Source organism: Devosia neptuniae, from assembly GCF_025452235.1.
Lineage (GTDB): Bacteria > Pseudomonadota > Alphaproteobacteria > Rhizobiales > Devosiaceae > Devosia.
Map to the genome: position 1 here is coordinate 1,174,507 of NZ_CP104965.1, position 22,417 is coordinate 1,196,923.

At 63.0% G+C, this 22,417-nt stretch carries 23 protein-coding genes and 1 pseudogene; 13 read left to right on the forward strand and 11 right to left on the reverse strand.

Annotated elements, in window-relative coordinates; genetic code table 11:
* Positions 1-4 precede the first annotated feature (4 nt).
* From gyrB to rpsT, 5 genes and pseudogenes are all read right to left on the reverse strand, one after another.
* Positions 5-2,430, reverse strand: a pseudogene (gene gyrB, locus N8A98_RS08440) (DNA topoisomerase (ATP-hydrolyzing) subunit B).
* A gap of 249 nt (positions 2,431-2,679) precedes the next feature.
* Positions 2,680-3,792 (reverse strand): DNA replication/repair protein RecF, encoded by a 1,113-nt coding sequence (gene recF / locus N8A98_RS08445; RefSeq protein ID WP_262170624.1) that lies wholly within the window; start codon positions 3,790-3,792, stop codon positions 2,680-2,682.
* 217 nt (positions 3,793-4,009) lie between these two features.
* Positions 4,010-5,131, reverse strand: a complete 1,122-nt coding sequence (gene dnaN / locus N8A98_RS08450) for a DNA polymerase III subunit beta (protein WP_262170625.1) — start codon at positions 5,129-5,131, stop codon at positions 4,010-4,012.
* A gap of 314 nt (positions 5,132-5,445) precedes the next feature.
* Positions 5,446-6,897 (reverse strand): chromosomal replication initiator protein DnaA, encoded by a 1,452-nt coding sequence (dnaA, locus tag N8A98_RS08455; RefSeq protein WP_262170627.1) that lies wholly within the window; start codon positions 6,895-6,897, stop codon positions 5,446-5,448.
* 920 nt (positions 6,898-7,817) lie between these two features.
* Entirely contained in the window at positions 7,818-8,081 is a 264-nt protein-coding gene (rpsT, locus tag N8A98_RS08460; protein ID WP_113121929.1) for a 30S ribosomal protein S20, read from the reverse strand.
* A 299-nt stretch (positions 8,082-8,380) separates the two neighbouring features.
* On the opposite strand from rpsT, the gene N8A98_RS08465 reads away from it, so the two are divergent.
* Entirely contained in the window at positions 8,381-8,623 is a 243-nt protein-coding gene (locus N8A98_RS08465; protein WP_262170629.1) for a hypothetical protein, read from the forward strand.
* On the opposite strand, the gene mutM is transcribed toward N8A98_RS08465, so the two are convergent.
* Entirely contained in the window at positions 8,620-9,507 is an 888-nt protein-coding gene (gene mutM / locus N8A98_RS08470; RefSeq protein ID WP_113121927.1) for a bifunctional DNA-formamidopyrimidine glycosylase/DNA-(apurinic or apyrimidinic site) lyase, read from the reverse strand. The two genes, N8A98_RS08465 and mutM, sit on opposite strands and share 4 nt — an antisense overlap.
* 59 nt (positions 9,508-9,566) lie before the next feature.
* On the opposite strand from mutM, the gene ubiE reads away from it, so the two are divergent.
* The 6 genes from ubiE to N8A98_RS08500 all read left to right on the forward strand — a co-directional run bounded on the left by ubiE (position 9,567) and on the right by N8A98_RS08500 (position 14,656).
* A complete protein-coding gene (gene ubiE / locus N8A98_RS08475; RefSeq protein WP_390888815.1) occupies positions 9,567-10,370 on the forward strand; it encodes a bifunctional demethylmenaquinone methyltransferase/2-methoxy-6-polyprenyl-1,4-benzoquinol methylase UbiE in 804 nt (267 codons plus the stop codon).
* Positions 10,371-10,530: 160 nt separating this feature from the next.
* A complete protein-coding gene (ubiB, locus tag N8A98_RS08480; protein WP_262170633.1) occupies positions 10,531-12,075 on the forward strand; it encodes a 2-polyprenylphenol 6-hydroxylase in 1,545 nt (514 codons plus the stop codon).
* Positions 12,076-12,130: 55 nt separating this feature from the next.
* Entirely contained in the window at positions 12,131-12,733 is a 603-nt protein-coding gene (locus N8A98_RS08485; protein WP_262170634.1) for a hypothetical protein, read from the forward strand.
* Positions 12,734-12,776: 43 nt separating this feature from the next.
* Positions 12,777-13,247, forward strand: coding sequence for a dUTP diphosphatase (dut, locus tag N8A98_RS08490; RefSeq protein WP_262170636.1), 471 nt, complete (start codon positions 12,777-12,779; stop codon positions 13,245-13,247).
* Entirely contained in the window at positions 13,213-13,941 is a 729-nt protein-coding gene (locus N8A98_RS08495) for a DUF2259 domain-containing protein (RefSeq protein ID WP_262170637.1), read from the forward strand. The genes dut and N8A98_RS08495 overlap by 35 nt, the downstream gene beginning before the upstream one ends.
* Position 13,942: 1 nt before the next feature.
* Positions 13,943-14,656, forward strand: coding sequence for a HesA/MoeB/ThiF family protein (locus tag N8A98_RS08500; protein WP_262170639.1), 714 nt, complete (start codon positions 13,943-13,945; stop codon positions 14,654-14,656).
* 192 nt (positions 14,657-14,848) lie between these two features.
* On the opposite strand, the gene fabB is transcribed toward N8A98_RS08500, so the two are convergent.
* A complete protein-coding gene (gene fabB / locus N8A98_RS08505) occupies positions 14,849-16,075 on the reverse strand; it encodes a beta-ketoacyl-ACP synthase I (RefSeq protein WP_262170640.1) in 1,227 nt (408 codons plus the stop codon).
* Between the two features lie 89 nt (positions 16,076-16,164).
* Positions 16,165-16,695 (reverse strand): 3-hydroxyacyl-[acyl-carrier-protein] dehydratase FabA, encoded by a 531-nt coding sequence (gene fabA / locus N8A98_RS08510; protein ID WP_113121920.1) that lies wholly within the window; start codon positions 16,693-16,695, stop codon positions 16,165-16,167.
* Positions 16,696-16,950: 255 nt separating this feature from the next.
* On the opposite strand from fabA, the gene irrA reads away from it, so the two are divergent.
* A complete protein-coding gene (gene irrA, locus N8A98_RS08515) occupies positions 16,951-17,325 on the forward strand; it encodes an iron response transcriptional regulator IrrA (protein ID WP_262171925.1) in 375 nt (124 codons plus the stop codon).
* 225 nt (positions 17,326-17,550) lie between these two features.
* Positions 17,551-18,228 carry a class I SAM-dependent methyltransferase gene (locus tag N8A98_RS08520; RefSeq protein WP_262171926.1) on the forward strand — a complete coding sequence of 226 codons (678 nt, stop codon included), beginning with the start codon at positions 17,551-17,553 and terminating at the stop codon, positions 18,226-18,228.
* A gap of 6 nt (positions 18,229-18,234) precedes the next feature.
* Here N8A98_RS08520 and N8A98_RS08525 read toward each other — a convergent pair whose 3' ends face one another.
* Both N8A98_RS08525 and N8A98_RS08530 read right to left on the reverse strand, forming a co-directional pair.
* On the reverse strand, positions 18,235-18,486 hold the full coding sequence (locus N8A98_RS08525) for a BrnA antitoxin family protein (protein WP_262170642.1): 252 nt from the start codon (positions 18,484-18,486) through the stop codon (positions 18,235-18,237).
* Positions 18,467-18,742 (reverse strand): BrnT family toxin, encoded by a 276-nt coding sequence (locus N8A98_RS08530; protein WP_262170644.1) that lies wholly within the window; start codon positions 18,740-18,742, stop codon positions 18,467-18,469. The genes N8A98_RS08525 and N8A98_RS08530 overlap by 20 nt, the downstream gene beginning before the upstream one ends.
* A 171-nt stretch (positions 18,743-18,913) precedes the next feature.
* Between N8A98_RS08530 and N8A98_RS08535 the strand changes: the two genes are divergently transcribed.
* Genes N8A98_RS08535 through N8A98_RS08550 form a run of 4 tightly spaced genes read left to right on the forward strand, consistent with a single transcriptional unit; the run spans position 18,914 to position 21,778 of the window.
* Positions 18,914-19,750 carry an arylamine N-acetyltransferase family protein gene (locus tag N8A98_RS08535; RefSeq protein WP_262170645.1) on the forward strand — a complete coding sequence of 279 codons (837 nt, stop codon included), beginning with the start codon at positions 18,914-18,916 and terminating at the stop codon, positions 19,748-19,750.
* Complete coding sequence (locus N8A98_RS08540) at positions 19,751-20,347, forward strand: YdeI/OmpD-associated family protein (RefSeq protein ID WP_262170647.1); 597 nt, start codon at positions 19,751-19,753, stop codon at positions 20,345-20,347.
* On the forward strand, positions 20,344-20,865 hold the full coding sequence (locus N8A98_RS08545; RefSeq protein ID WP_262170648.1) for a DUF1697 domain-containing protein: 522 nt from the start codon (positions 20,344-20,346) through the stop codon (positions 20,863-20,865). Before N8A98_RS08540 ends, N8A98_RS08545 begins: the two co-directional genes overlap by 4 nt.
* Positions 20,866-20,884: 19 nt before the next feature.
* Entirely contained in the window at positions 20,885-21,778 is an 894-nt protein-coding gene (locus N8A98_RS08550; protein WP_262170649.1) for a ribokinase, read from the forward strand.
* Between the two features lie 93 nt (positions 21,779-21,871).
* On the opposite strand, the gene infC is transcribed toward N8A98_RS08550, so the two are convergent.
* On the reverse strand, positions 21,872-22,408 hold the full coding sequence (infC, locus tag N8A98_RS08555) for a translation initiation factor IF-3 (protein WP_262171927.1): 537 nt from the start codon (positions 22,406-22,408) through the stop codon (positions 21,872-21,874).
* Positions 22,409-22,417: the final 9 nt, after the last annotated feature.

The window sequence follows — 22,417 nt, forward strand, 5'->3', positions numbered from 1 at the left end:
CCCATCAGACGTCCAGATTGCTCACGCTGAGGGCGTTGTCCTGGATGAAGTCGCGGCGGGGTTCGACCAGATCGCCCATCAGGGCGGTGAAGATGGCGTCGGCTTCGGTGGTTTCGTTGATTTCCACCTTGAGCAGGGTGCGGGCATTGGGGTCGAGCGTGGTTTCCCAGAGCTGGGACGCGTTCATTTCGCCCAGGCCCTTGTAGCGCTGCAGCGACACGCCCTTGCGGCCCGCATCGGTGACGGCTTTGAAGAGGCTCGATGGTCCGAAAATCTGGATGGTTTCGCCCTTGCGGGTCAAAGTCGGCACGCCGCCATAGATCTCGTCGAGGCGCTCGGCCAATTGGCGCAGCTTGCGCGCGTCGGCGCTTTGCAACAGGGCCTTGTCGAGCTGGTGGGTTTCGGCGACGCCGCGCACGGTGCGCGAGAAGGCCAGGCCCTCTTCATCGGTGATGACGCCCGACCAGCCGCGTTCCAGCTCGTCCGAGATGCGGTCGAGCCGGTTGGCGATACGGTCCATGGTGCCGCTGATGCGGCTCGGATCGTTCAGGCCCTCGGGATCGAGCCCGCCGACAATGGCGGCCTGTTCAACCAGGCTGCGATTGTAGCGCGTGTTGAGATTGTTGATGGCGCCCACAATGTTGCGCGCCTGCTGCACGATGGCTTGCAGGTCCGCGCCCGCATGCTGGTGGCCGTCGCGCGTGGTGAACACGGCTTCGTCCAGCCCCGCCTCGATCAGATAATCGTTGAGGGCGTCCTCGTCCTTCAAATACTGCTCGGACTTGCCGCGCATGGCTTTGTAGAGCGGGGGCTGGGCGATGTAGATATGGCCGCGCTCCAGCAGCTCGGGCGTCTGCCGATAAAAGAAGGTGAGTAGCAGCGTGCGGATATGGGCGCCGTCCACGTCGGCGTCGGTCATGATGATGATCTTGTGGTAGCGCAGCTTATCGGCGTTGAACTCTTCGCGGCCAATGCCGGTGCCCAGCGCGGTGATCAGCGTGCCGACCTGGTCGGAGGAGATCATGCGATCAAACCGGGCGCGTTCCACATTGAGGATCTTGCCGCGCAGCGGCAGCACGGCCTGATTGGAACGGTCGCGCCCCTGCTTGGCGGAGCCACCGGCCGAGTCGCCCTCGACGATGAAGATTTCGGACTTGGCGGGATCGCGTTCCTGGCAATCGGCGAGCTTGCCGGGCAGGGAGGAAATTTCCAGCGCCCCCTTGCGGCGGGTCAGTTCACGCGCCTTGCGGGCGGCTTCACGGGCGGCGGCGGCTTCAGCCACCTTGCCGACGATGATCTTGGCCTCGTTGGGATGTTCCTCGAACCACTGGCCCAGCTTTTCGTTGACGATGTTTTCAACGACGGGGCGCACTTCGGAGGAGACCAGCTTGTCCTTGGTCTGCGAGGAGAATTTCGGATCGGGGACCTTTACCGACAGCACGCAGGTCAGGCCCTCGCGCGTGTCATCGCCGGTGACTGAGACCTTTTCCTTTTTGGAAATGCCCGAGCTTTCGGCATAGCCGACCACCTGGCGCGTCAGGGCGCCGCGCAGGCCGGCAAGGTGCGTGCCGCCATCGCGCTGGGGGATGTTGTTGGTGAAGCAGAGCACGTTTTCGTGGTAGCTGTCGTTCCACTGCAGCGCCACTTCGACGGTGATGCCGTCCTTTTCCGATATCATGGTGATCGGGCGATCGATGACGGCCTGCTTGGACTTGTCGAGATAATTGACGAAGGCTTCCAGCCCCCCTCATAGAACAGGTCGATCTCGACCGGCTCGGGGTGGCGGCGATCGGCGAGCAGGATATGCACCCCCGAATTGAGGAAGGCCAGCTCGCGCAGGCGATGTTCGAGCGTCTTGAAATCGAAGTCGATCATGGTGAAGGTGTCGGACGAGGGCATGAAGCTGACCTCGGTGCCGTTGCGCCCTTCATAGGTGCCGGTGACCTTGAGCGGCGCATCGGCATTGCCATGGGTGAAGCTCATCTCGTGGATCTGGCCGCCGCTGCGGATCTTGAGCTTGAGCCAGACCGAGAGCGCGTTCACCACGGACACGCCCACGCCATGGAGGCCCCCCGAAACCTTATAGGAATTCTGGTCGAACTTACCGCCGGCATGCAGCTGGGTCATGATGACCTCGGCCGCCGAAACGCCCTCTTCCTTGTGGATACCCACCGGAATGCCGCGGCCATTATCAGTCACCGTGACCGAGCCATCGGCATTCAGCGTCACCGTCACGAGGTCGGCATGGCCCGCCAGGGCCTCGTCGATGGCGTTGTCGACCACCTCATAGACCATGTGATGCAGGCCCGATCCGTCATCGGTATCCCCGATATACATGCCGGGGCGCTTGCGCACGGCATCGAGCCCTTTGAGCACTTTAATGCTGTCGGCATCATATTCGGTCGGGACGGGAATTTCGCTATCGGTCATGGGGTCCGAATCAGGTCGTTTCAGAGTGAATTAGTTCTAACGGAAGCGGGGTCTATCCCCAAGCAAAATGGCCTTTTTAGGGGCTTTTGACCGGGGATGCCCGTCGGTTTTGAGGGCAGGCGCAAAAGTCCCCGCAGTAGACCTCATCCTGAGCCTGTCGAAGGACGAGGGCGTGGCACGATGCCGGCCTCGGCGGCACGACCTCGTGGTTCGACAAGCTCACCATGAGGTCTACTGTGACGGCCCCCTTCAATCCTTATAGAGCCGTCCGTCGCGCACCGTGATGGTCTGGGCGCGGGGGCCGAGGGCCTCGAACAGGAGCCGATCGGTGCCGGTGAGGAAACATTGCGTCCCCAGCCCGTCGAGGGCGGAAAACAGGGCCCGGCGGCGGTCCGGATCGAGATGGGCGGCGATTTCGTCGAGCAGCAGGAATGGGGTGATCGCAGTGCGCAATTTGACCAATCTGGCATGGGCCAGGATCAGCCCGATCAGCAAGGCTTTCTGCTCGCCGGTCGAGCCCAGGGCGGCCGGCATGCCCTTTTGGGCATAGGTCACTTCGAGATCAACACGGTGTGGTCCAGATATGGTGCGTCCGGCGGCGCGATCAAGGGCGCGCGAGCCCTGCCACGTCTCGATCAGCGCCGTTTCGAGCGCCGCCGAGGAACTGGGCTCCGCCTCGTTTTCAAACAATGGCGTCAGCGCCAGATGGGCGGCGGGAAAACTCGAGTCATCCAGGCTTTGTTCGATCAGCGCCTGCAAATGCGTGAGGCTATCGGTGCGGGCCAGATGGATGGAGGCGCCGAGTTCGGCGAGCTGGACTTCGATGGCTGAGAGCCAACGGGCGTCGCCGCCCTCCTCAAGCAGGCGATTGCGCTGGCGCATGGCCTTGTCATAGTCGGAAACCGACGAGGAATGGCTGGGGATGAGCGTGGTGACCAGGCGGTCCAAAAAGCGGCGACGGTCGCTGGCGGGGCCGGAGAAGAGGCCGTCCATGGCCGGGGTGAGCCAGAGCACGCGCAGATAATCGCTCATCGCCTCGATGGAGCGGGCATTGGCGCCATTGATGCGCACGCGGCGGCCGCCGTCCGGCGTGGTGCCGGTGCCGATATCGGCGGGGCCGTCATCGGTTTCGACGGTTGCCGCGACCGCCCAGCCGATATCGCTGCCCTGGGCCTGGACGGTGTCGAGGCTGGCGCGGCGCAGGCCGCGGCCGGGCGAGAGCAGGCTCACCGCTTCAAGCAGATTGGTCTTGCCGGCGCCATTGGGGCCAGTGAGGACCAGATGGCGATCATCGAGGTCCAAAGCCGCCGCCGTATAATTGCGGAAGGCGGTGAGGCGGAGGCGGGAGAGGTGGCGGGTCAATATGGGCCTATCCCGGCACATGCGCCCATGATTGGCCGCCGGAGCCGCACGGCGTTCGGAGCCTTCCCTCTCCCCTTGAGGGAGAGGGTGGATCGGCGCAGCCGAGACGGGTGAGGGGTTGTTGCAGTCAGCATTGCAGGACCCCTCATCCGCCCTTCGGGCACCTTCTCCCTCAAGGGGAGAAGGGAGGCATCGCGTTTGCGGCTCGATCTGTCGATCAAACCCGCATCGGCATCAGGACATACAGCGCCTTGGTCTCGCCTTCGTCCTTGACCAGCGTGGGAGAGCCGGCGTCGTTGAACATGAAGATGGCGCTTTCGCTGCGGATCTGGCCGATAATGTCGAGCAGGTAGCGCGCGTTGAAGCCGATCTCGAACCCATCGGTGTCGAATTCGACGGCGAGTTCTTCGCTGGCCGTGCCGTGGTCGGGATTGGTGACCGAGAGTTCGAGCAGGCCATCCTTGGCGGAGAGCTTGACGGCCTTGCCACCGCGATCCGAGGCAATGGTGGAGACGCGATCAACAGCGGTAGCAAAGCTCGCCCGGTCGACATTCATCTGCTTGTCGTTGTTCTTGGGGGTCACCCGATCGTAATCGGGGAAGGTACCTTCGATGAGTTTGGAGAGCAGCACCACGGGGCCGACGGTGAAACGGATCTTGGTGTCGGAAACCTCGACCTTGACCTCGCCTTCGGCGCCATCGAGGAGCTTTTGCACTTCGCCGACGGTCTTTTTCGGCACGATAATGCCGGGCATGCCCTTGGCGCCGGTCGGCGCTTCGATTTCGGCGCGGGCCATGCGGTGGCCATCGGTAGCGACGGCGCGCAGCACGGTGCCGGTGGCGGAGTTTTCCACGGCATGGAAATAGATGCCGTTGAGATAATAGCGTGTCTCTTCGTTGGAGATGGCGAATTGGGTGCGCTCGATCAGCTCGCGCAGGGCGGAGGCGGCAATGGCGAATTCATGGCCGAAGCTGCCGGATTTCAGATCTGGGAAACTGTCGGGGCTGAGGCAGGCCAGGTTGAAGCGCGAGCGGCCGGAGGTGAGCACCATGTTCTCGCCGCCATCGGTTTCCAAGCGCACTTCGGCGCCATCGCTGAGCTTGCGCACGATTTCGTAGAGCGTGTGGGCGGGCACGGTGGTGGTGCCGGGGGTGGAGACCATGGCCGGCACGGCCTCGGTCACTTCGATATCGAGATCGGTGGCGCGCAGCTCCACCCGGTCCTCGCTGGCCTTGAACAGCACGTTGGCGAGAATGGGGTAGGTATTACGCCGCTCGACCACGCGATGCACATGGCTCAGCGACTTGAGCAGATGATTGCGTTCGAGCGTGACTTTCATTGACGATCAATCCTTGGCACTACGCGAGCCGCCCTTGGGAGCGACAAAAAACCCCGGCAAGCCGGGGTTGGACATTTACAATTTGTGACCGCAAAGGCAAGGGCAGCAGGCGGTTTGCCGCAGGGATTCCACAAAGAGAGATTTTTTGCTCCCTTCCTTCTCCCCTTGTGGGAGAAGGTGCCCCGCAGGGGCGGATGAGGGGTCCAGCGCCCGCAACGAGCAGCAAAGCATGGGAGGGCGCAGCACCCTCACCCGGATCATTCTGCTGAACGCAGAATGATCGTCCCTCTCCCTCAAGGGGAGAGGGGAAGAACCTATTCTTCCAGCATGCGCTTGAGCAATTCGATCTCCTGGCAGAGCTCGATGTCGTCCTTCATCATCGATTCCACCTTGCGCACCGAATGGAGGACCGTGGTGTGATCGCGTCCGCCGAAGCGGCGGCCGATTTCGGGGAGCGAGCGGGAAGTCAGCGCCTTGGCGAGGAACATGGCGATCTGGCGCGGGCGCACCACGTCGCGGCTGCGGCGGGCCGAGAGCAATTCGTTGCGCGGCACTTTGTAATGGCGCGAGACGATCTTGAGGATGTCCTCGATGCGGACGCGCTTGGCGTCGCGGGCGCGGATCAGGTCGGCCAGGGTCTTTTCGGCCAAGGGCACGGTGATCAATTCGCCGGTCAGCTGGTTGGCAGCGACGAGGCGATTGACGGCGCCATCGAGATCACGGCCATGGCTGACCACGGCGCGCGAAACGTAATCGATGACCGGGGTGGGGAAATGCATGCCGTAGCGGGCACTGGCCTGGTCGGCGCGGCGCTGCACGATGGCGCGGCGCAATTCCATGTCAAAGCCGGTGATCGGCACGACCAGCCCACCCGAGAGGCGCGAGCGGATGCGCTCGTCGATCATTTCGAGATCCCGCGGCGGCGCGTCACCGGCCACGACGACCTGTTTGGCGCCGGTGAGCAGGGTGCCCAGCGTATGGCCGAATTCGGTGGCGGATTTGCCCTGCAGGAATTGCATGTCATCGATCAGCAGCAGATCGACCCGGCGCAGCCATTCCTTGAAGCCGAGCGCGGACTGGCGCTGCACGGCGGTGATGAAATGGTACATGAAATGGTCGGCGGTCAGATAGACGATGTTCTTGGATGCATCGGCCGATTGCACGGCATGGGCGATGGCGTTGAGCAGGTGGGATTTGCCCAGGCCGACCGTGGAATGAATATAGACCGGATTGAAGGTCACCGAATTGTTGGCGGCAGCGTGGGCGATCTGCTTGGCGACGCCGAAGGCCATTTCATTGGCCGCGCCGGGCACAAAGGTTTCAAACGTCATGCGCTGATCGATGGCGCTGCCGGCCAGGGCATCGCCCTTGGAAGCGCTATTGTCACGCACGAGACGCGGCGTGGCGGGCATCTGGGGCGCAGCGGCGACGGCGGTGGGGGCAGTCGCATCGCCGCTGGGCGCGATCTCGGCGGCGGGCGCCAGCTTCTTGGTGGCCTGGCCATTGACGCGCAGGGTTACCTGGAGGCGCGTGACGACATCGACGTCCTGGCGGAAGGATTCGATGATGCGATCGGCATAATTGGACTGCACCCAGGAGCACAGGAACCGCGTGGGCGCCGACAGATGCACCAGATCGTCGACGATTTCTTCCAGCTCAAGCCGGGCGAACCAGGAGGTGAACACATCTTCGCCAACGCCGGCCTTGAGGCGGGCGCGCACCCGGTTGAAGAGGTCGCGCTGTGCTTCGGAGCCGGATGTGATCATGACAGACATTTCGCCTTTAGGTGTCGGAGTGGTGGAGGACGGCTGGGGACTTCCCCAATCATCCTTTCCGGCGGTCTGCATCATCATCGTGAGTGCCCCATGTGCTGTTGTTTCGACCGGTCCGCAAAGCCCGGCCAAGTGACTGTCCAAGCCGGGTAGCGAAAGCGCCGGCCCCTTGGTTCTTCGTTCTCGCCACCCCGCTTGGACTTGCCCGTCCAATGGCCATAGCTTCGCCGGGGCGCCCGATGACCCGGACGCAAAACTCCAGCTCCGATGGGAACGCCACCGTTAGCCTGCATTACTCTTTGACGTGAAGCCGGACCGAAACGGCCGGCGCTCTACTGAACCCAATTTGCCCGGATTACCGGAAAAACCGCCCCGGCATTGCTGCCGAAACGCGCCCAAAACAAACGCCCCGAATATGACCCCATCCGCTCGCTGAGAAGGTCCTTGATGGCCCCCGTTTTCGAGCTGACCAGGACATAGTAGTGGGTCGATTTTAGGGGGGCAATGCCCCTTTTCCGAAAATGGGGGCTTGACTCTGACTATGTCTTTTCCGCCACCCGGCCCCGGTAAAACCTGGCTCCGGCAAGGCTCTGTGACTCCATGCAGATTCTTGTCACAAGGGCTGCGACTTAACCAAAATTATATTTCCATAAACCACGGCCTGGAGTGGTTCCAACGGCTTCGTGACAATTGCAAAAACCCCGGATGGGCTCACAAATCCTTGCGCGCGCTGAGCATTTTGCAAGGATGGGTGAAACGACCGTTATGTCGCAATCGCGTCATCCCGATGACATCAAACCGTCAAGGCGGAAAATCCTTGCCACGATTCCGGCAGACGGAAGGGCAAAGAAAATGGGCCCCCGAGGGAGCCCATCATCATCCTGCCGCAGCCACGCTGCGCAGGGCTCAACCGATCAGGCGAGAGCCTTGACGCGGTGATTGAGGCGGCTGACCTTGCGGGCCGCCAGATTGGCATGAACGATGCCCTTGGTGGCTGCACGGTGAATTTCGGGCTCGGCAGCCTTGAGGGCAGCAAAGGCCACGGCATGATCGCCGGCCACGATGGCTTCTTCAACCTTGCGGATGAAGGTGCGGACGCGCGAGCGGCGCGACTTGTTGACCGCGGTGCGGGCTTCGATCTTGCGGGTAGCCTTTTTGGCTGACGGCGTATTGGCCATAACGGTCCTCTTGGCGTCCAACCGGCCGAAGGCGCCTTGGCAGCGCACCGTCCGGGATGAAATGAAAGCGGCGGCCTTACGTCAAGCCGCCAAGTGGGGCGGTCTATAGGGGAAAGGGGGGAAGCGTCAACTGGATTCAGGGGGCGCATGGGGATGCATGCTTGCCATGTTGGACGCGAATACTAGCACAGCCACCCGCCTCGCCAAACACACGGGTGTTACCCGGGTTGGATAGACGTGTGCCCCACAGCCGGAACGAAGCGTGCGGCATCCCGTTTTGCACTATCGAGGAGGCAGCGATGGCAACCACCACGCTTATTGGCGCCCTGCTTGTGGCCGCCGGTCTGATTTATATGGCATTGGCGGCGATCTTTCGCGGTCGGATGACTGACCCGCACGCCTCCGCCAACGACCCCGCCGGTCGGACACTGGAGCCGCGCCGCCGTGGCATGGGCTTTCTTGGCCTCAAGGCCAATTGGCCGGGCCTGCTCATCGCCGCGATCGGCGTGATCTTACTGCTCGCCCCGGCTTTTTCGGGCTAAGCCTTCTTCTGGCACACCGGACAAAAGAACGTGGATCGCCCCGATTGGACGATGCGCTGGATCGTGCCCGTACAGAGCGGGGTGGGGCAGGGTTCGCCTTCCCGGTCATAGACGGCAAAGCGGTGCTGGAAATAGCCGGAGCCGCCTTCGGCATTGCGGAAATCGCGCAGGGTGGAGCCGCCCACTTCGATGGCTTCGATCAGCACCTGGCGGACGGCATGGGCGAGGTCTTCCAGCACCGGCTTGGGCTTGCCCTTGGCGGTGACCAGGGTGCCGGCGAGCACCGTGGGCAGGATATGGGCGCGGTGCAGGGCTTCGGCGACATAGATATTGCCTAGCCCCGCCACGACGCGCTGATCGAGCAGGGCCGCCTTGATCGGGGTCTTTTTGCCGGTGAATTTCTCGGCCATTTCATCGGCGTTGAAATCATTGCCCAAGGGCTCTGGCCCCAGACCCTTAAGATAGGGGCTGTCCTCGACGTGATCATAGAGATCGACAAAGCCGAAGCGGCGGGGGTCGGCATAGATGAGGTGGGATTTGCCATGCTTGGGGTGGGAAATGTCCCAGACCATATGGTCGTGCTTGGGCGTGGGTTCGACTTCATAATAGCGCGGCGGCTTGTCGATGCCGTGTTCGGCAAAGCGATAGCTGCCGGTCATGCCCAGATGGCTGAGCACTGTCTTGCCATTGGACAGCCCGATCAGCAGATATTTGGCGCGGCGACCCACCGAGACTATTTTTTGCCCCTCAAGGGCCGACTGCAAATCCTTGGGGAAGGGGAAGCGCAGGTCGGGGCGGTTGAGCGTGACCTTGTCGATGGTGGCGCCCTCGATCCAGGGCTCAAGACCACGCCGGACAGTTTCGACCTCGGGCAGTTCGGGCATCTCAACCTCGTGTCCACTGTGCCGCTTTGCGCAATTGGCAAAGCATGGAACGCTTCTATATGGTGCGCGCGAAACGCAAAAGAGAAGCGAGCAATGCCATGAATGGTGCGCGTGAAACCACCCATTTCGGCGAACAGACCGTGGCGCTCGAAGACAAGCAGGGCCTGGTCAACAAGGTCTTTCACGACGTGGCCGACCGCTACGACCTGATGAACGACCTGATGAGCGGGGGCATTCACCGCATCTGGAAGGATGCCATGGTGGCTGATCTCGCCCCGCCCAAGACCGGTTCGCGCCCCTATAAGGTGCTCGATATGGCCGGCGGCACGGGGGACGTGGCCGAACGCATCATCAATGCCTCGGTGGGCTATGCCGAGGTCGTGGTCTCCGACATCAATTCGGATATGCTGCGGGTCGGCGCCGAGCGGGCCAAGGCCTGGCGCTTTCCGGCGCAGGCCAGTTTCGTCGAAGCCAATGCGGAGGAATTGCCGTTCCCGGACAACAGCTTTGACGCCTATACGATCGCGTTCGGCATCCGCAATGTGCCGCGTATCCAGCAGGCTTTGGGCGAGGCGCATCGCGTGCTCAAGCGCGGCGGGCGCATCCTGGTGCTCGAATTTTCCCAGGTCGACGTGCCCGGGCTCGATAGCCTCTACAATGCCTTTTCCGACCGGGTGATCCCGCCCATGGGCAAGATGGTGACCGGGGACGGCCAGCCCTATCAGTATCTCGTCGAATCGATCCGCAAATTCCCCAGCCCGCCAATATTCTCGGGCATGCTGGCCGAAGCGGGGTTCAAGCGGGTCAAGCACACGCCCTATACCGGCAATATCGCGGCGCTGTTTTCGGGGTGGAAGATTTGAGCTCGATGCTGCAACGCGCCTCGGCCGTTCCCACCCAAGCCCCTCACCGCCACAATGTCATCCCCGCGCAAGCGGGGACCTCTGTTTGCTTGGGGAGCCCGGTTAACGGAGGTTCCCGCTTTCGCGGGAATGACACTGTGATTGTATTGGCGAAAAACGCATGCTGATCTCCGCCTATTACCGGCTGGCGCGGGCCGGCTATGTGCTGGCGCGCGAGGGGGCGCTGTCGATTGTTTCGGCCAAGGACCTGCCGGGGCCGCTCAAGCTCGGGATCTGGCTGGGGCGGTTGATCGAGCGGCCCAGCGTGCGCAAGACCGGGCATGTCGAACGGCTGAACAAGGCGCTCAACCTGCTGGGGCCGACCTATGTCAAATTCGGCCAGACGCTGGCCACCCGGCCCGATGTGGTGGGGCCGCAGATCGCCAACGATCTGGCGGGCCTGCAGGACAAGATGGACCCGTTCGATGCCACGCTGGTGCCGGCCATCCTCAGCGAGGCGCTGGAAAGCAAGGCGGCGGAGCTGACTGAACTCAGCCCGCCCATTGCCGCGGCCTCGATTGCCCAGGTGCACAAGGCGCGGCTGGTGCCGGCCAATGGGCTGCCCAGGACCGTGGCGGTCAAGATCCTGCGGCCCGGCGTGGCGCAGCGCTTCATGGCCGATATCGAAAGCTATTATGCCGGCGCGGCTCTGGCCGAACGCTTCGTGCTCTCCACCAAGCGGCTCAAGCCGACCCAGGTGGTGGAAACGCTGGACCGCTCGGCGCGGCTGGAACTCGACCTGCGGCTCGAAGCCGCCGCCATTTCGGAAATGGCCGAGAATATCAAGGACGATACCGGCTTCGTCATCCCGACCGTCAGCTGGGACCATGTGGCGCAGAATGTGCTGACCACGACCTGGGTTGATGGCATTCCGATCCGCGATCATGCCGCGCTCGATGCGGCCGGGGTGGACCGCAAGGCGCTGGCGGCCAAGGTGCTGCAGAGCTTTTTGCGCCATGCCATTCGCGACGGCTTTTTCCATGCCGACATGCATCCGGGCAACCTGTTTGCCGATCCGCGCACCGGGAACGTGATCGCGGTGGATTTCGGCATTATGGGCCGCATCAATCGCCGGGAACGCCGGTTCCTCGCCGATATCCTTTACGGCTTCATCACCCGCAATTATCGCCTGGTGGCCGAACGCCATTTCGATATCGGCTATGTGCCCAAGGACCAGTCGGTCGACGATTTTGCCCTCGCCATCCGCTCCATCGGCGAGCCGCTGCATGGCCGCACCGCGCAGGACATTTCCATGGCGCGGGTGCTCGGACAACTCTTTGTCATCACCGACCTGTTCAACATGCAGACCCGGCCCGAACTGGTGCTGCTGCAGAAATCCATGGTGCTGGTGGAGGGCGTCGCGCGGGCGCTCGACCCGTCGCTGGACATCTGGACCGTGGCCGAGCCGGTGGTGGGCGATTGGCTGCGCAAGGAGGAAGGCCCGCTCGGCCGGGTGCAGGATATCAGGGATCAGCTCAGCATTTTTGCCGAGGCGGCGCAGCGCGTGCCGGTCATTCTGGGGCAGGCCGAACTGGCGCTGAACGATTATCACGCCAATAAGCGCCCGCCCGACCGGCTGACGCGCTGGGCGCTGCTGCTGGTGGCGGCGGCGGGCACGATTTTCTTTGCCGTGGCCACGGTGCGCGTGCTGCTCTCGACCTCCTGACTTGCCCTCCCCGATAGCGGTCCCTAGATTGCCGGCACTTTTCAAGAGGACGATCATGGCCGCCCAAATGCTTGCCAAGCTCGCCGCCATGGTCGGGCTGGGCCTGATGCTCACCGGCTGTATCGACGCCAAGGTGGATATCGCGCTGACCAGCCCGACCACGGCCAAGGCCAGCCTCACCCAGGTCATGGCGGCCGATTTCTATGCCATGCTCAAGATGAATTCGGGCCCCGCCGGCAGCAAGGACGATGACCGTTTCTGCACCCGCGGCAAGCTCACCGAAAACCCGGATGGCAGCGCCACCTGTCTGGTCGATCAGGAAGGGCGCTTTGCCAGCCTCGACCTCGGCGAAGTGGAAGCGCCGGTGCATTTCCGCAGCGCCGGACGCGGGCTGGTGCGGATCTCGGTTTCAACCACCGAGATGAAGACCGAAGTGGATATGGGCGAGGAGCTGGATGCCGAGACCAAGCAGATGCTCGATGCTTTCTTTGCCAAGCGCACCATCACCCTGCGCTTTTCCGGCCTTTCCGTCACCGAGACCAATATGAAACGCTCCCCCGATGGCTCGTCCGCCGAAATGGTCATCCCGATTCTCGACCTGATCGATGGCACCGCCGTGCTGCCCGACGAGATCTATGCCGTGGTGCGCGCGCCATGAATGTCCGGATTGGCTTGCGCTTTTTCAAGGACGGAGTGCAGTGATGGCTGAGGCCCCATTTTCCATCGGTCTGGTCTGGCTTGCCCATGGCGAGGGCCTGCCCTTGCCGGCGCGGCAAAGCGCGGGGGCGGCGGGGATGGACCTTGTCGCGGCCTTGCCCCAAGGCGACACTCTGGTGCTGGCGCCCGGCAAGCGGGCCTTGGTGCCCTGCGGCTTTGCCATGGCCCTGCCCGAGGGCTACGAGGCGCAGGTGCGGCCGCGCTCCGGCCTCGCGGTCAAGTTTGGCATTACCGTGCTCAATGCGCCCGGGACGATCGACGCCGATTATCGCGGTGAGGTCATGGTACCCCTGATCAACCTGGGCGAAGATGATTTCGCGGTGCGGCGCGGCGACCGCATCGCCCAGATGGTGGTCGCGCCGGTCAGTGACGTGCGGTTCAGGCTTGAGGAGACGCTGGATGAAACGGAACGCGGCGCCAATGGATTTGGCTCGACTGGCCGTAGCCTGGGCTAGCGCCCTGCTGATGCTGCTGGCCGTGCCCGCCTGGGCCGGTGATCGGGCGGGCATCGACTTCATCGGCTTTTCCGAGGATGGCGGTTTTTTTGCCTTTGAGGAATTCGGCATCCAGGATGGCTCGGGCTTTGCCTATGCCAATCTCTATGTGATCGACATGGCGCGCGACGCTTGGGTCAAGGATACCCCAGTCCGCATCCGAGTGGACGACGAGACCATTAGCCTGGCCGAAGTCCGCAAACGGGCGCAACGCCAGGCCAAGCCGGTGCTGGATCGGCTGGGGATCGATGGGGCGGTCGAAGTGCTGGCGCTCAATGGCGATGGTGCGCTGGACAGCAATCCGGGTGAGTTGAATTTCGGCCTGCCCGGCTATGGCCGCGACGAGCCGCGCGGCGATTATCGGCTCAGCCTGGCCAGCCATATCGTCACCTCCCCGCTGCCCTGCGCCGACTGGTTCAGCATGCCGCCCATGGGCTATCAGCTGACATTGAGCGAGGGTGAGAACGCGCGCCTGGTGCATGACGAGGACAGCATCCCCGAATCGCGCGGCTGTGCGCAGGAATATCGGCTCTATGCGGTGCTGCAGCCCTTCTGGGCGCAGGAGATCGACAAGGCCGTGGCCATTGTCGCTGTCTATCCCGGCGGCTTTGAGGGGCCCGACCGGCGCTTCATCGCCGTGCCGCTGGGCGACTAGCATGGTGTTTTCGCCCGAGGAAAGCCGCCGCTATGCCCGCCACCTGGTGCTCAAGGGCATGGGCGGGGGCGGCCAGCAGGCACTGCAACGCGCCCGCGTGCTGGTAGTGGGCGCCGGCGGGCTGGGCAGCCCGGTCATCGCCTATCTCGCGGGAGCGGGCGTGGGGGCGCTGGGTATTGTCGATCACGACAGCGTCTCGCTCTCCAACCTGCAGCGGCAGGTGATCCACACTACGGCGGGCATCGGCACCGGCAAGGTGGTGAGCGCCGCCGCCTTTGCCCAGGGGCTCAATCCCCATGCCGGCATCGTGCCCCATGCCGAGCGGCTGGATGCCAGCAATGTCGATCGGCTGGTGGAGGCTTATGACCTGGTGCTCGACGGCACCGATAATCTGGTTACTCGCCGCATCGTGGCGGCAGCAGCCGAGCGCCTGGGCAAGCCGCTGGTCTCCGGCGCCGTCTCGATGTTTGACGGCCAGGTCACGGTCTTCGCGCCGGGTGGACCCGGCTTTGCCGCGCTCTATCCCGAGGACGCCAGCGATGATGACCTGCCAAGCTGCGAGGCCACCGGCATATTGGGGCCGCTGACCGGGGTGATCGGCACGCTGATGGCCATGGAAGCCATCAAGCTCATCACCGGCATCGGCACGCCACTGATCGGGCGGGTGTTGACCTATGATGGCAAGGATGCCCGGTTTTCGGAGTTTTCGTATTAGGCCGGTGCTTGCGGAAGCATCGCACCCCTCACCCTGTAATTTCTTCTGGACGAAGAAATCACTGTCCCTCTCCCACAAGGGGCGAGGGTTGGCTCCGCGTTCAGCCTAACCACCAAGCCCCCTTCTCCCCTCGTGGGAGAAGGTGCCCGAAGGGCGGATGAGGGGGCCCACTTCTAGTGCCTCGCGGGTAGACTAAGCATCAATATGCTTGAACACCAGCGCGGCATTGGTGCCGCCAAAGCCGAATGAATTGCTCAACACCACACCCAGATCCACATCGTCGCGGCGCTGGCGCAGGATGGGCATGTCTTCAAAGGCCGGGTCGAGATTTTCGATATTGGCGCTGGCCGCGATGAAACGATGCTTCATCATCAGGATCGAATAGATCGCTTCATGCACGCCGGTGGCGCCCTGGCTGTGCCCGGTCAGCGATTTGGTGGCCGAAATGGGCGGGCATTTGCCGGCATCGCCGAAGACCGCGCGGATGGCCTCGATTTCCTTGAGGTCGCCCACCGGGGTCGAGGTGGCGTGCGGATTGATATAGTCGACCTTGGGGCCGACATTTTTCAGCGCCATCTGCATGCAGCGCGCCGCGCCCTCGCCTGAGGGGGCGACCATGTCGAGGCCGTCCGAGGTCGCGCCATAGCCGACCAGTTCCGCCCAGATCCTGGCGCCGCGCGCCTTGGCGTGTTCGTATTCCTCGAGTACCAGAACGCCCGCGCCGCCCGAGATGACAAAGCCGTCGCGTGCCACGTCATAGCAGCGCGAGGCCTTTTCCGGCGTGTCGTTGAAATTGGAGCTCATGGCGCCCATGGCGTCGAACAGGTTGGACAGCGTCCAGTCGAGATCTTCATGGCCACCGGCAAACACCACGTCCTGCTTGCCCAGCATAATCTGTTCCATGCCATTGCCGATGCAATGCTTGGAGGTCGCACAGGCGGCAGTGATGGAATAATTGACGCCCTTGATGCCGAACGCGGTGGCCAATGTGGCCGAGGCGGTCGAGCCCATGGCCTTGGGCACGGCGAGCGGCCCGATGCGCTTGGGGCTGGTATTCTTGCGGGTCGTGTCGGCCGCTTCGACAATGGTGCGGGTGGAGGAGCCGCCCGAGCCCATGACAATGCCGGTCATGGGGTTGGAAATGTCGCTCTCTTCGAGCCCTGCATCGGCAATGGCCTGCTGCATGGCCAGGTAATTCCAGGCGGCGCCACGGCCCATGAAGCGGGTGACACGGCGGTCGAGCAATTCGAACGGATCGAGGTGCGGATCGCCCTTGACCTGGCTGCGGAAGCCCAGTTCGGCCTGGTCCTCGGCAAACACAATGCCGGGCTTGGCGGCCTTTAGGCTGGCGGTGACCTCGTCCAGGCTATTGCCGATCGAGGAAATGATACCCATGCCGGTGACGACAACTCGTCTCATTGCAACCTCGCTCCGTCAAGTTCGGGGCGCCCTTAAGCTGGGCGCTTCGTATCGGTTTTCAAGTGAGGCGGATTGTCCGCCCCAAGCCATCAGGCGCCCTTCTGGTCCTTGAGCTGGCTATCGCTGAACAGGCCCACCCGCAGGTCCTTGGCCTCATAGATCACCTTGCCGTCGGCCTTGACCCAGCCATCGGCAATGCCCAGCGTCAGACGAGAGCGCATGACGCGCTTGATGTCGATACCGTACTCGACCAATTTGACATCATCGGTCACTTGACCGGTAAACTTAATTTCACCGCCAAGGGCGCGGCCCTTGCCGGGCTGGCCGATCCAGCCGAGGAAAAAGCCGGTCATCTGCCACACCGCGTCGAGCCCCAGGCATCCCGGCATCACCGGATCGCCGATGAAATGGCATTTGAAGAACCACAGGTCCGGATTGACGTCGAGCTCGGCCCGCACCTGGCCCTTGCCATAGGCGCCCCCGGTCTCGTCGATCTGGGTGATGCGGTCGAACATCAGCATGGGCGGGGCGGGCAGGCGGGCATCCATCTGGCCCGGCAATTCGCCGCGGCCATGCGCCAAAAGCTCTTCATACCCAAATGCACTCTGCCGATCGGCCATCAAAAGTCCCTCGGTTAACCCTAGGGCACGTCTCGTATAGAGGGCGGCCCGGAGGGTCAATAGAGCCGCCATACCGCCTTTGGCCGCACCATTGCCCCTGCGGCGCCTGTGACGCTTGTGCGAAAAAGCCGCCATAGCTATAAGGAGCTTAGGTTTTCCGGCCCTTTGGTGAAGTAAAAGGACCCAATGTCAGATCGTACCCAGACCGCCCGGTCCGTTCCCTCGCGCAAGCCCTGCCTTACGGCCGTGTTGCGCATGGCCGGTCTCCGTCCGACCCGGCAGCGCGTGGCGCTGGCCGAATTGCTGTTCGGCGGCCCGCACCGCCATGTCAGCGCCGAGCAATTGCATGACGAGGCGAGCCAGTCGCGCGTCAATGTTTCGCTCGCCACCATCTACAATACGCTGCACCAGTTCCACGAAGCGGGCCTGTTGCGCGAGGTGGCGGTGGATGCCTCGCGCTCCTATTTCGATACCGACACCTCCGACCACCACCACTTCTATGTGGAAGACGAGCAGCGGATGATCGACATCCCCGCCAGCTCCGTCGAATTCGCCGCCCTCCCCGACGCCCCCAAGGGCATGAAGGTGAGCCATGTCGACGTGGTCATCCGGGTGCGCAAGGCGCAGTAGGGGCTGGGCGCTGCCCTCCTCCGGGAGGGGCCTCTCTTCCCACAGGGTCATTCCCGCGAAAGCGGGAACCTCTATTTTATCCAGCAATTTCAAACGGAGGTCCCCGCTTTCGCCGGGATGACACCGTGGCAGGCGCTTCGCTTTCGATAGATTTCGGCCGGCTTGACGCTCGAACCAGTCATGTAACATTATAAGTTACATTTAATGTCGAGTGGAGTCATGCGTATGAAGCCGAACGCCTTTGATGGCCACGCCACCAGCGCCTATGCCGAGGGCCCACCGCGGCAGGTGCCGGGTTTTGCGAGCCTGCATCGCATGGTGGCGCTGCTGCTGGCGGAACGAGTGCCGGCAGATGGGCGCGTGCTGGTGCTGGGCGCAGGCGGCGGGTTGGAGCTCAAGGCACTGGCCGAGGCGCAGCCAGGCTGGTCCTTCCTGGGCGTCGATCCCTCGGCCGATATGCTGGCCTTGGCCAAACAGGCCATCGAGCCGCATGCCGGCCGCATGCAATTGCATCATGGCTATATCGAGGGCGCCCCGGATGGAGAATGCGACGGCGCCACGTGTCTCCTCACCTTCCATTTTATTCCGCGCGCAGAGCGGCTGGAGACGCTCCGCCAGATCCGCCGCCGCCTGAAGCCCGGCGCGCCTCTCCTGCTGGTCCATATCAGCTTTCCCCAGAGCGAGCCGGAGCGCAGCCAGTGGATCGCCCGCCACGTCGCCTATTCGGCCGCTCCAGGGACGGACCCGGCCCAGCTCGAAGCATCCCGGCAGGCCATCGGCAGCCGGCTCACCATTCTGGCGCCCGATGAAGAAGAAGCCATGCTGCGTGAAGCGGGATTTTCGGGTGTCAGCCTGTTCTATGCCGGGCTCAGTTTCAAAGGCTGGGTGGCCTATGCCGGCTGACCCACCCTATTTCCGCAGGGTCTTGGCATAGGATTCCAGCACCGCGTTCATGCGGGTCTGGTAGCCCTTGCCGGTGGCCTTATAGGCCTCGAGAACTGACTTCTTGACGCGCAATGTCACCTGCTGCGTGCCGTCCGGCTCGACCAATTGGGCATTGGCCCAAAATTGTTCGTCCAGTTCGGGGATGTCGCTATAGTCGATCTGCTCGTCGCGGCGCTTGGCCAGTTCGGCCAGACGTTTATCGGAGATGGTCGTCATAAATCGTCCTTTCCCGCTGGTTGGCCAGTCGCGCTGAGATGATGCGAGTGGTGCCATTACGGTCGGTATGCACCACCGTGACCGCCACGATTCCGCTTATCAGGCCGATGCTCACAATTCTGGTCTCGCCATAGTCGAGACGGGTATCGACCCAGGAAAAGACCGGACCGGCGAAAATCAGTTGCGCTTCCTCAAAGCTGATACCGTGCTTGAGCCGGTTGGCGCGGTTCTTGGCCTCGTCCCATTCATATGGCATGAAATGTACCTACTATTGTAGTTACAATCAAGGTCGGGCGCATTATTTACCTGCGTTTGAAAACAATAGCAATGCCATGGCTGGGGCAGGAAAGCCTGCGAGCCAGAGTGACAAAGCCCACCTTCATCGCCCATATTGCGCCGGCGACGGAAACAGCCTCAAGGGTGGCCGATGAGCCAAAAGGTCAATCTCAACGCCTATTTCGAGCGAATCGGATTTGCCGGATCGATTGCGCCCAGCCTGGCGACACTGGAATTGCTGCATGCGTTGCATCCTGCCGCCATCCCGTTTGAAAATCTGAGCCCCCTGCTCGGCCTGCCGGTGGCTTTGGACCAGCAGAGCCTGGAGAAGAAGCTGCTCGGCGAAAAGCGGGGCGGCTATTGCTTCGAGCACAATATGCTGCTCAAGCGCATGCTGGCCGAGCTCGATTATCCCGTGCGCGGGCTGGCCGCCAAGGTGCTGTGGAATGACCCTGAGGCGATCAAGGAGCGGCCCGACCATATGCTGGTCGCGGTCGATATCAATGCGGCCACCTATATTGCCGATGTCGGCTTTGGCGGACTAACGCTGACCGCGCCGCTGCGCCTGCGCGCCGATGTGGAGCAACAGACCCCGCACGAAACCTATCGCCTCACCGGGGGCGATCCAGAATGGCGGCTCGAGGTGAAGCTGGGGGACGAATGGCGCGTGCTCTATAGCTTCACCACGCAGGAACGGGCCGACGCCGATTACGAACCGCTCAACGCAGTGCTCGCGGGCGATCCGGCTTCGCCCTTCACCAGGCAATTGCGGGTGGCATTGTCGCCCAAGGGGCAGCGCATCAGCCTGTTGAACAACCGCCTGACCATTGAACCGCTCGAGGGCGAGCCCGAGCAGCGATTGCTGACCAGTGTCGTGGAAATGCGCGAAGTGCTGAGCGATATTTTTGGCATCGCCCTGCCGGTGGCCGATCTGCTCGACCCCAGGCTCGAAGTCATCCTGGCTGATGCCGGCGTGGCGGAGGTCTAGATGGCGCCCGTCGTCGTCCATCCCGACCGCGTCAAGGAATTTGCCGATTTCGACGCCTTCTATGACTGGCTCAAGGCCAATCATGACAGCGCCGAGGAAGTGTGGATCCGCATTTTCAAAAAGGCCAGCGGCATCCCGACCATCAGTCCGGTCGAGGCGATCGACGCGGTGCTGTGCTGGGGCTGGATCGATGGCATCCGCAAGAGCTGGGACGATGTCTCCTTCGTGCAGCGCTATTGCCCGCGCCGCGGCAAGAGCGTGTGGAGCCAGATCAATCGCGACAATGTTGCCCGCATGATCGCCGCCGGGAAGATGACCGAACATGGCCTGGCCCAGGTCGAAAAAGCCAAGGCCGACGGGCGCTGGGACGCCGCCTATACGATGAGCATGGAGCCGCCCGCCGAGCTGCTGGCCGCCATCGCCGCCAGCCCCAAGGCGCAGGCGGCCTATCAGACGCTGTCGGCGCAGAACCGGTTCGCGCTGACCTTTCGCACCCACAATATGAAGACCCCGGCCGGGCGCGCCAAAAAGATTGCCGATCTCGTCGCCATGCTGGAGCGGGGCGAGACGGTCTATCCGCAAAAGGGAAAGCCGTGAGCCGCCACGTGGCGCTGCTGCGCGGCGTCAATCTGGGCAAACGGCAGGTCAAATCAGCGGACCTTGTCACAGCGTTCGAAGCGATGGGTTTTGCCAATGTCAAAACCCTGCTGGCCAGCGGCAATGTGCTGTTCGATGGCGAGGCGCCTGAACGCGACAGAATCGAGGCGGCACTGGAACGCCATTTCGGCTTCGAGATCGGCACCGTGCTGCGCAGCCAGGAGGAGATGCGGGCGCTGGTGGCGCGCGATCCGTTCAAGGGCCGCCTCGAGGATGCCGATACCAAGCTTTATGTGACGTTCCTGGCCGAGCCCGATGCGCGCACCCTGCCCATGCCCTGCGGCATTGCCGGCGATTTCGAAGTGGTCGACCTGACCGAGCGGGAAGTGTTCATGCTGGCCTTTCGCCTACCCAATGGGCGGTTTGGCCTCGGCATGGATCAGGTCAGCAAACATTTTGGCAGCAAGCGGCTCTGGACCTCGCGCAATTTCAATACCGTGCTAAAAGCCGCCGCATAATGCGCCAGGGAGGCCCCATATGATCACCGTTTTCGGCTCAACAAATCTGGATCAGGTCGGCACGGTCAGCCGCCTGCCCAAGCCGGGCGAGACGGTTGCCGGCGGCACCTTCTCGATGGCGGCCGGCGGCAAGGGGGCCAATCAGGCCCTGGCGGCGCGGCGGGCTGGCGCCGAAGTGCGGCATTTTTCAGCAGTGGGCGCCGACGCCTTTGCCGAAATGGCGCTCGAATTGCTCAAGGCGGATGGCGTCGATCTCAGCGATCTCAAAATTTCCAGCGGCCCGACCGGCATTGCCATGATCTTTGTCGACAGCCATGGCGAAAATGTCATCGCCGTGCTGCCCGGCGCCAATGGCACGCTGACCCCGGCCGATGCCGACAAGGCGCTGGCCGGATTGGGCGATGGCGCGGTGTTGCTGCTGCAGCAGGAAATCCCCCAGGACGCGACCGAGCGGGCGCTGGACCTGGCGCGGGCGCAGAATGTCACCTCAATTCTCAACACCGCGCCCTTCCTCGACAGCACCAAGGCCATCGCGCCCAAGGCCGCCATCCTGGTCGCCAACGAGACCGAATTTGGCCTGCTGACCGGTACGGGGATCGACCTGCTCGATGCCGCCATGCTGGAATGGTCGACCAGGCATGACCAGACGGTGATCGTGACGCTTGGCCCCGATGGGGCGAAAGCGGCAACGCGGACCGGCTTCATCCATGTGCCGGCCATGAAGGTCAAGCCGGTCGATACGGTGGGCGCCGGCGACACGTTCTGCGGCTATCTGGCGGCGGGGCTCGATAGCGGCCTGGATCTCGAAGCGGCCATGAAGCGCGCGGCGGTGGCGGCGAGTCTCGCCTGTCTCAAGCCCGGCGCACAGCCCGCCATTCCCTATGCGAGGGATGTCGCGGCGGCGCTGGGTTAGCCCACCGCATCTCCCACACCGGCCCAAAGGGTCAAAAAAGAAAAAAGGCAGGCCCCTTGGGACCTGCCTTTTTGCATTAGCTTGGCCGAGCGCTCACTTGGGCGCCAGCACCATGACCATCTGGCGGCCTTCGGAACGGGGCTGGCTTTCGACCTTGGCCACGGGCTCCATCATGTCCTTGACCTTGATCAACAGCTGCATGCCCAGTTCCTGGTGCGCCATTTCGCGGCCACGGAAGCGCATGGTCACCTTGACCCGGTCGCCATCGTCGAGGAAGCGCTGGACGGCCTTCATCTTGGTCTCGTAGTCGTGCGTATCGATATTGGGACGCAGCTGGACTTCCTTGACCTCGATCACCTTCTGCTTCTTGCGCGCCTCGGCAGCTTTTTTCTGCGCGGCATATTTGAAGCGGCCAAGATCGAGCATCTTGGCGACGGGGGGCTGGGCGTTCGGAGAAATCAGGACAAGGTCAAGGCCCTGCTCCTGCGCTTCTGCAAGAGCCGCACGGGTGTTGACGATCCCGCGGTTTTCACCCTCGGCATCGATCAGCTGTACGTCGGGGCTGGCAATATCCTCGTTCGAGAGCGGCCCATCTTTCTGGGGCGCGACGGGTCTCATGGGACGGCGAATGGCAGGGAT

Excerpts from the sequence above, each read along its gene's own strand:
- dnaA (WP_262170627.1), bottom strand. The coding sequence starts at position 6,897 with ATGATCACATCCGGCTCCGAAGCACAGCGCGACCTCTTCAACCGGGTG.
- dut (WP_262170636.1), top strand. The coding sequence starts at position 12,777 with ATGGCTGAGGCCCCATTTTCCATCGGTCTGGTCTGGCTTGCCCATGGC.
- mutM (WP_113121927.1), bottom strand. The coding sequence starts at position 9,507 with ATGCCCGAACTGCCCGAGGTCGAAACTGTCCGGCGTGGTCTTGAGCCC.
- rpsT (WP_113121929.1), bottom strand. The coding sequence starts at position 8,081 with ATGGCCAATACGCCGTCAGCCAAAAAGGCTACCCGCAAGATCGAAGCC.
- N8A98_RS08520 (WP_262171926.1), top strand. The coding sequence starts at position 17,551 with ATGAAGCCGAACGCCTTTGATGGCCACGCCACCAGCGCCTATGCCGAG.
- N8A98_RS08485 (WP_262170634.1), top strand. The coding sequence starts at position 12,131 with ATGGCCGCCCAAATGCTTGCCAAGCTCGCCGCCATGGTCGGGCTGGGC.
- ubiB (WP_262170633.1), top strand. The coding sequence starts at position 10,531 with ATGCTGATCTCCGCCTATTACCGGCTGGCGCGGGCCGGCTATGTGCTG.
- N8A98_RS08550 (WP_262170649.1), top strand. The coding sequence starts at position 20,885 with ATGATCACCGTTTTCGGCTCAACAAATCTGGATCAGGTCGGCACGGTC.
- N8A98_RS08525 (WP_262170642.1), bottom strand. The coding sequence starts at position 18,486 with ATGACGACCATCTCCGATAAACGTCTGGCCGAACTGGCCAAGCGCCGC.
- N8A98_RS08495 (WP_262170637.1), top strand. The coding sequence starts at position 13,213 with ATGGATTTGGCTCGACTGGCCGTAGCCTGGGCTAGCGCCCTGCTGATG.
- N8A98_RS08535 (WP_262170645.1), top strand. The coding sequence starts at position 18,914 with ATGAGCCAAAAGGTCAATCTCAACGCCTATTTCGAGCGAATCGGATTT.
- N8A98_RS08530 (WP_262170644.1), bottom strand. The coding sequence starts at position 18,742 with ATGCCATATGAATGGGACGAGGCCAAGAACCGCGCCAACCGGCTCAAG.
- N8A98_RS08465 (WP_262170629.1), top strand. The coding sequence starts at position 8,381 with ATGGCAACCACCACGCTTATTGGCGCCCTGCTTGTGGCCGCCGGTCTG.
- irrA (WP_262171925.1), top strand. The coding sequence starts at position 16,951 with ATGGCCGGTCTCCGTCCGACCCGGCAGCGCGTGGCGCTGGCCGAATTG.
- fabA (WP_113121920.1), bottom strand. The coding sequence starts at position 16,695 with ATGGCCGATCGGCAGAGTGCATTTGGGTATGAAGAGCTTTTGGCGCAT.
- dnaN (WP_262170625.1), bottom strand. The coding sequence starts at position 5,131 with ATGAAAGTCACGCTCGAACGCAATCATCTGCTCAAGTCGCTGAGCCAT.
- N8A98_RS08540 (WP_262170647.1), top strand. The coding sequence starts at position 19,751 with ATGGCGCCCGTCGTCGTCCATCCCGACCGCGTCAAGGAATTTGCCGAT.
- ubiE (WP_390888815.1), top strand. The coding sequence starts at position 9,567 with ATGGTGCGCGCGAAACGCAAAAGAGAAGCGAGCAATGCCATGAATGGT.
- fabB (WP_262170640.1), bottom strand. The coding sequence starts at position 16,075 with ATGAGACGAGTTGTCGTCACCGGCATGGGTATCATTTCCTCGATCGGC.
- N8A98_RS08500 (WP_262170639.1), top strand. The coding sequence starts at position 13,943 with ATGGTGTTTTCGCCCGAGGAAAGCCGCCGCTATGCCCGCCACCTGGTG.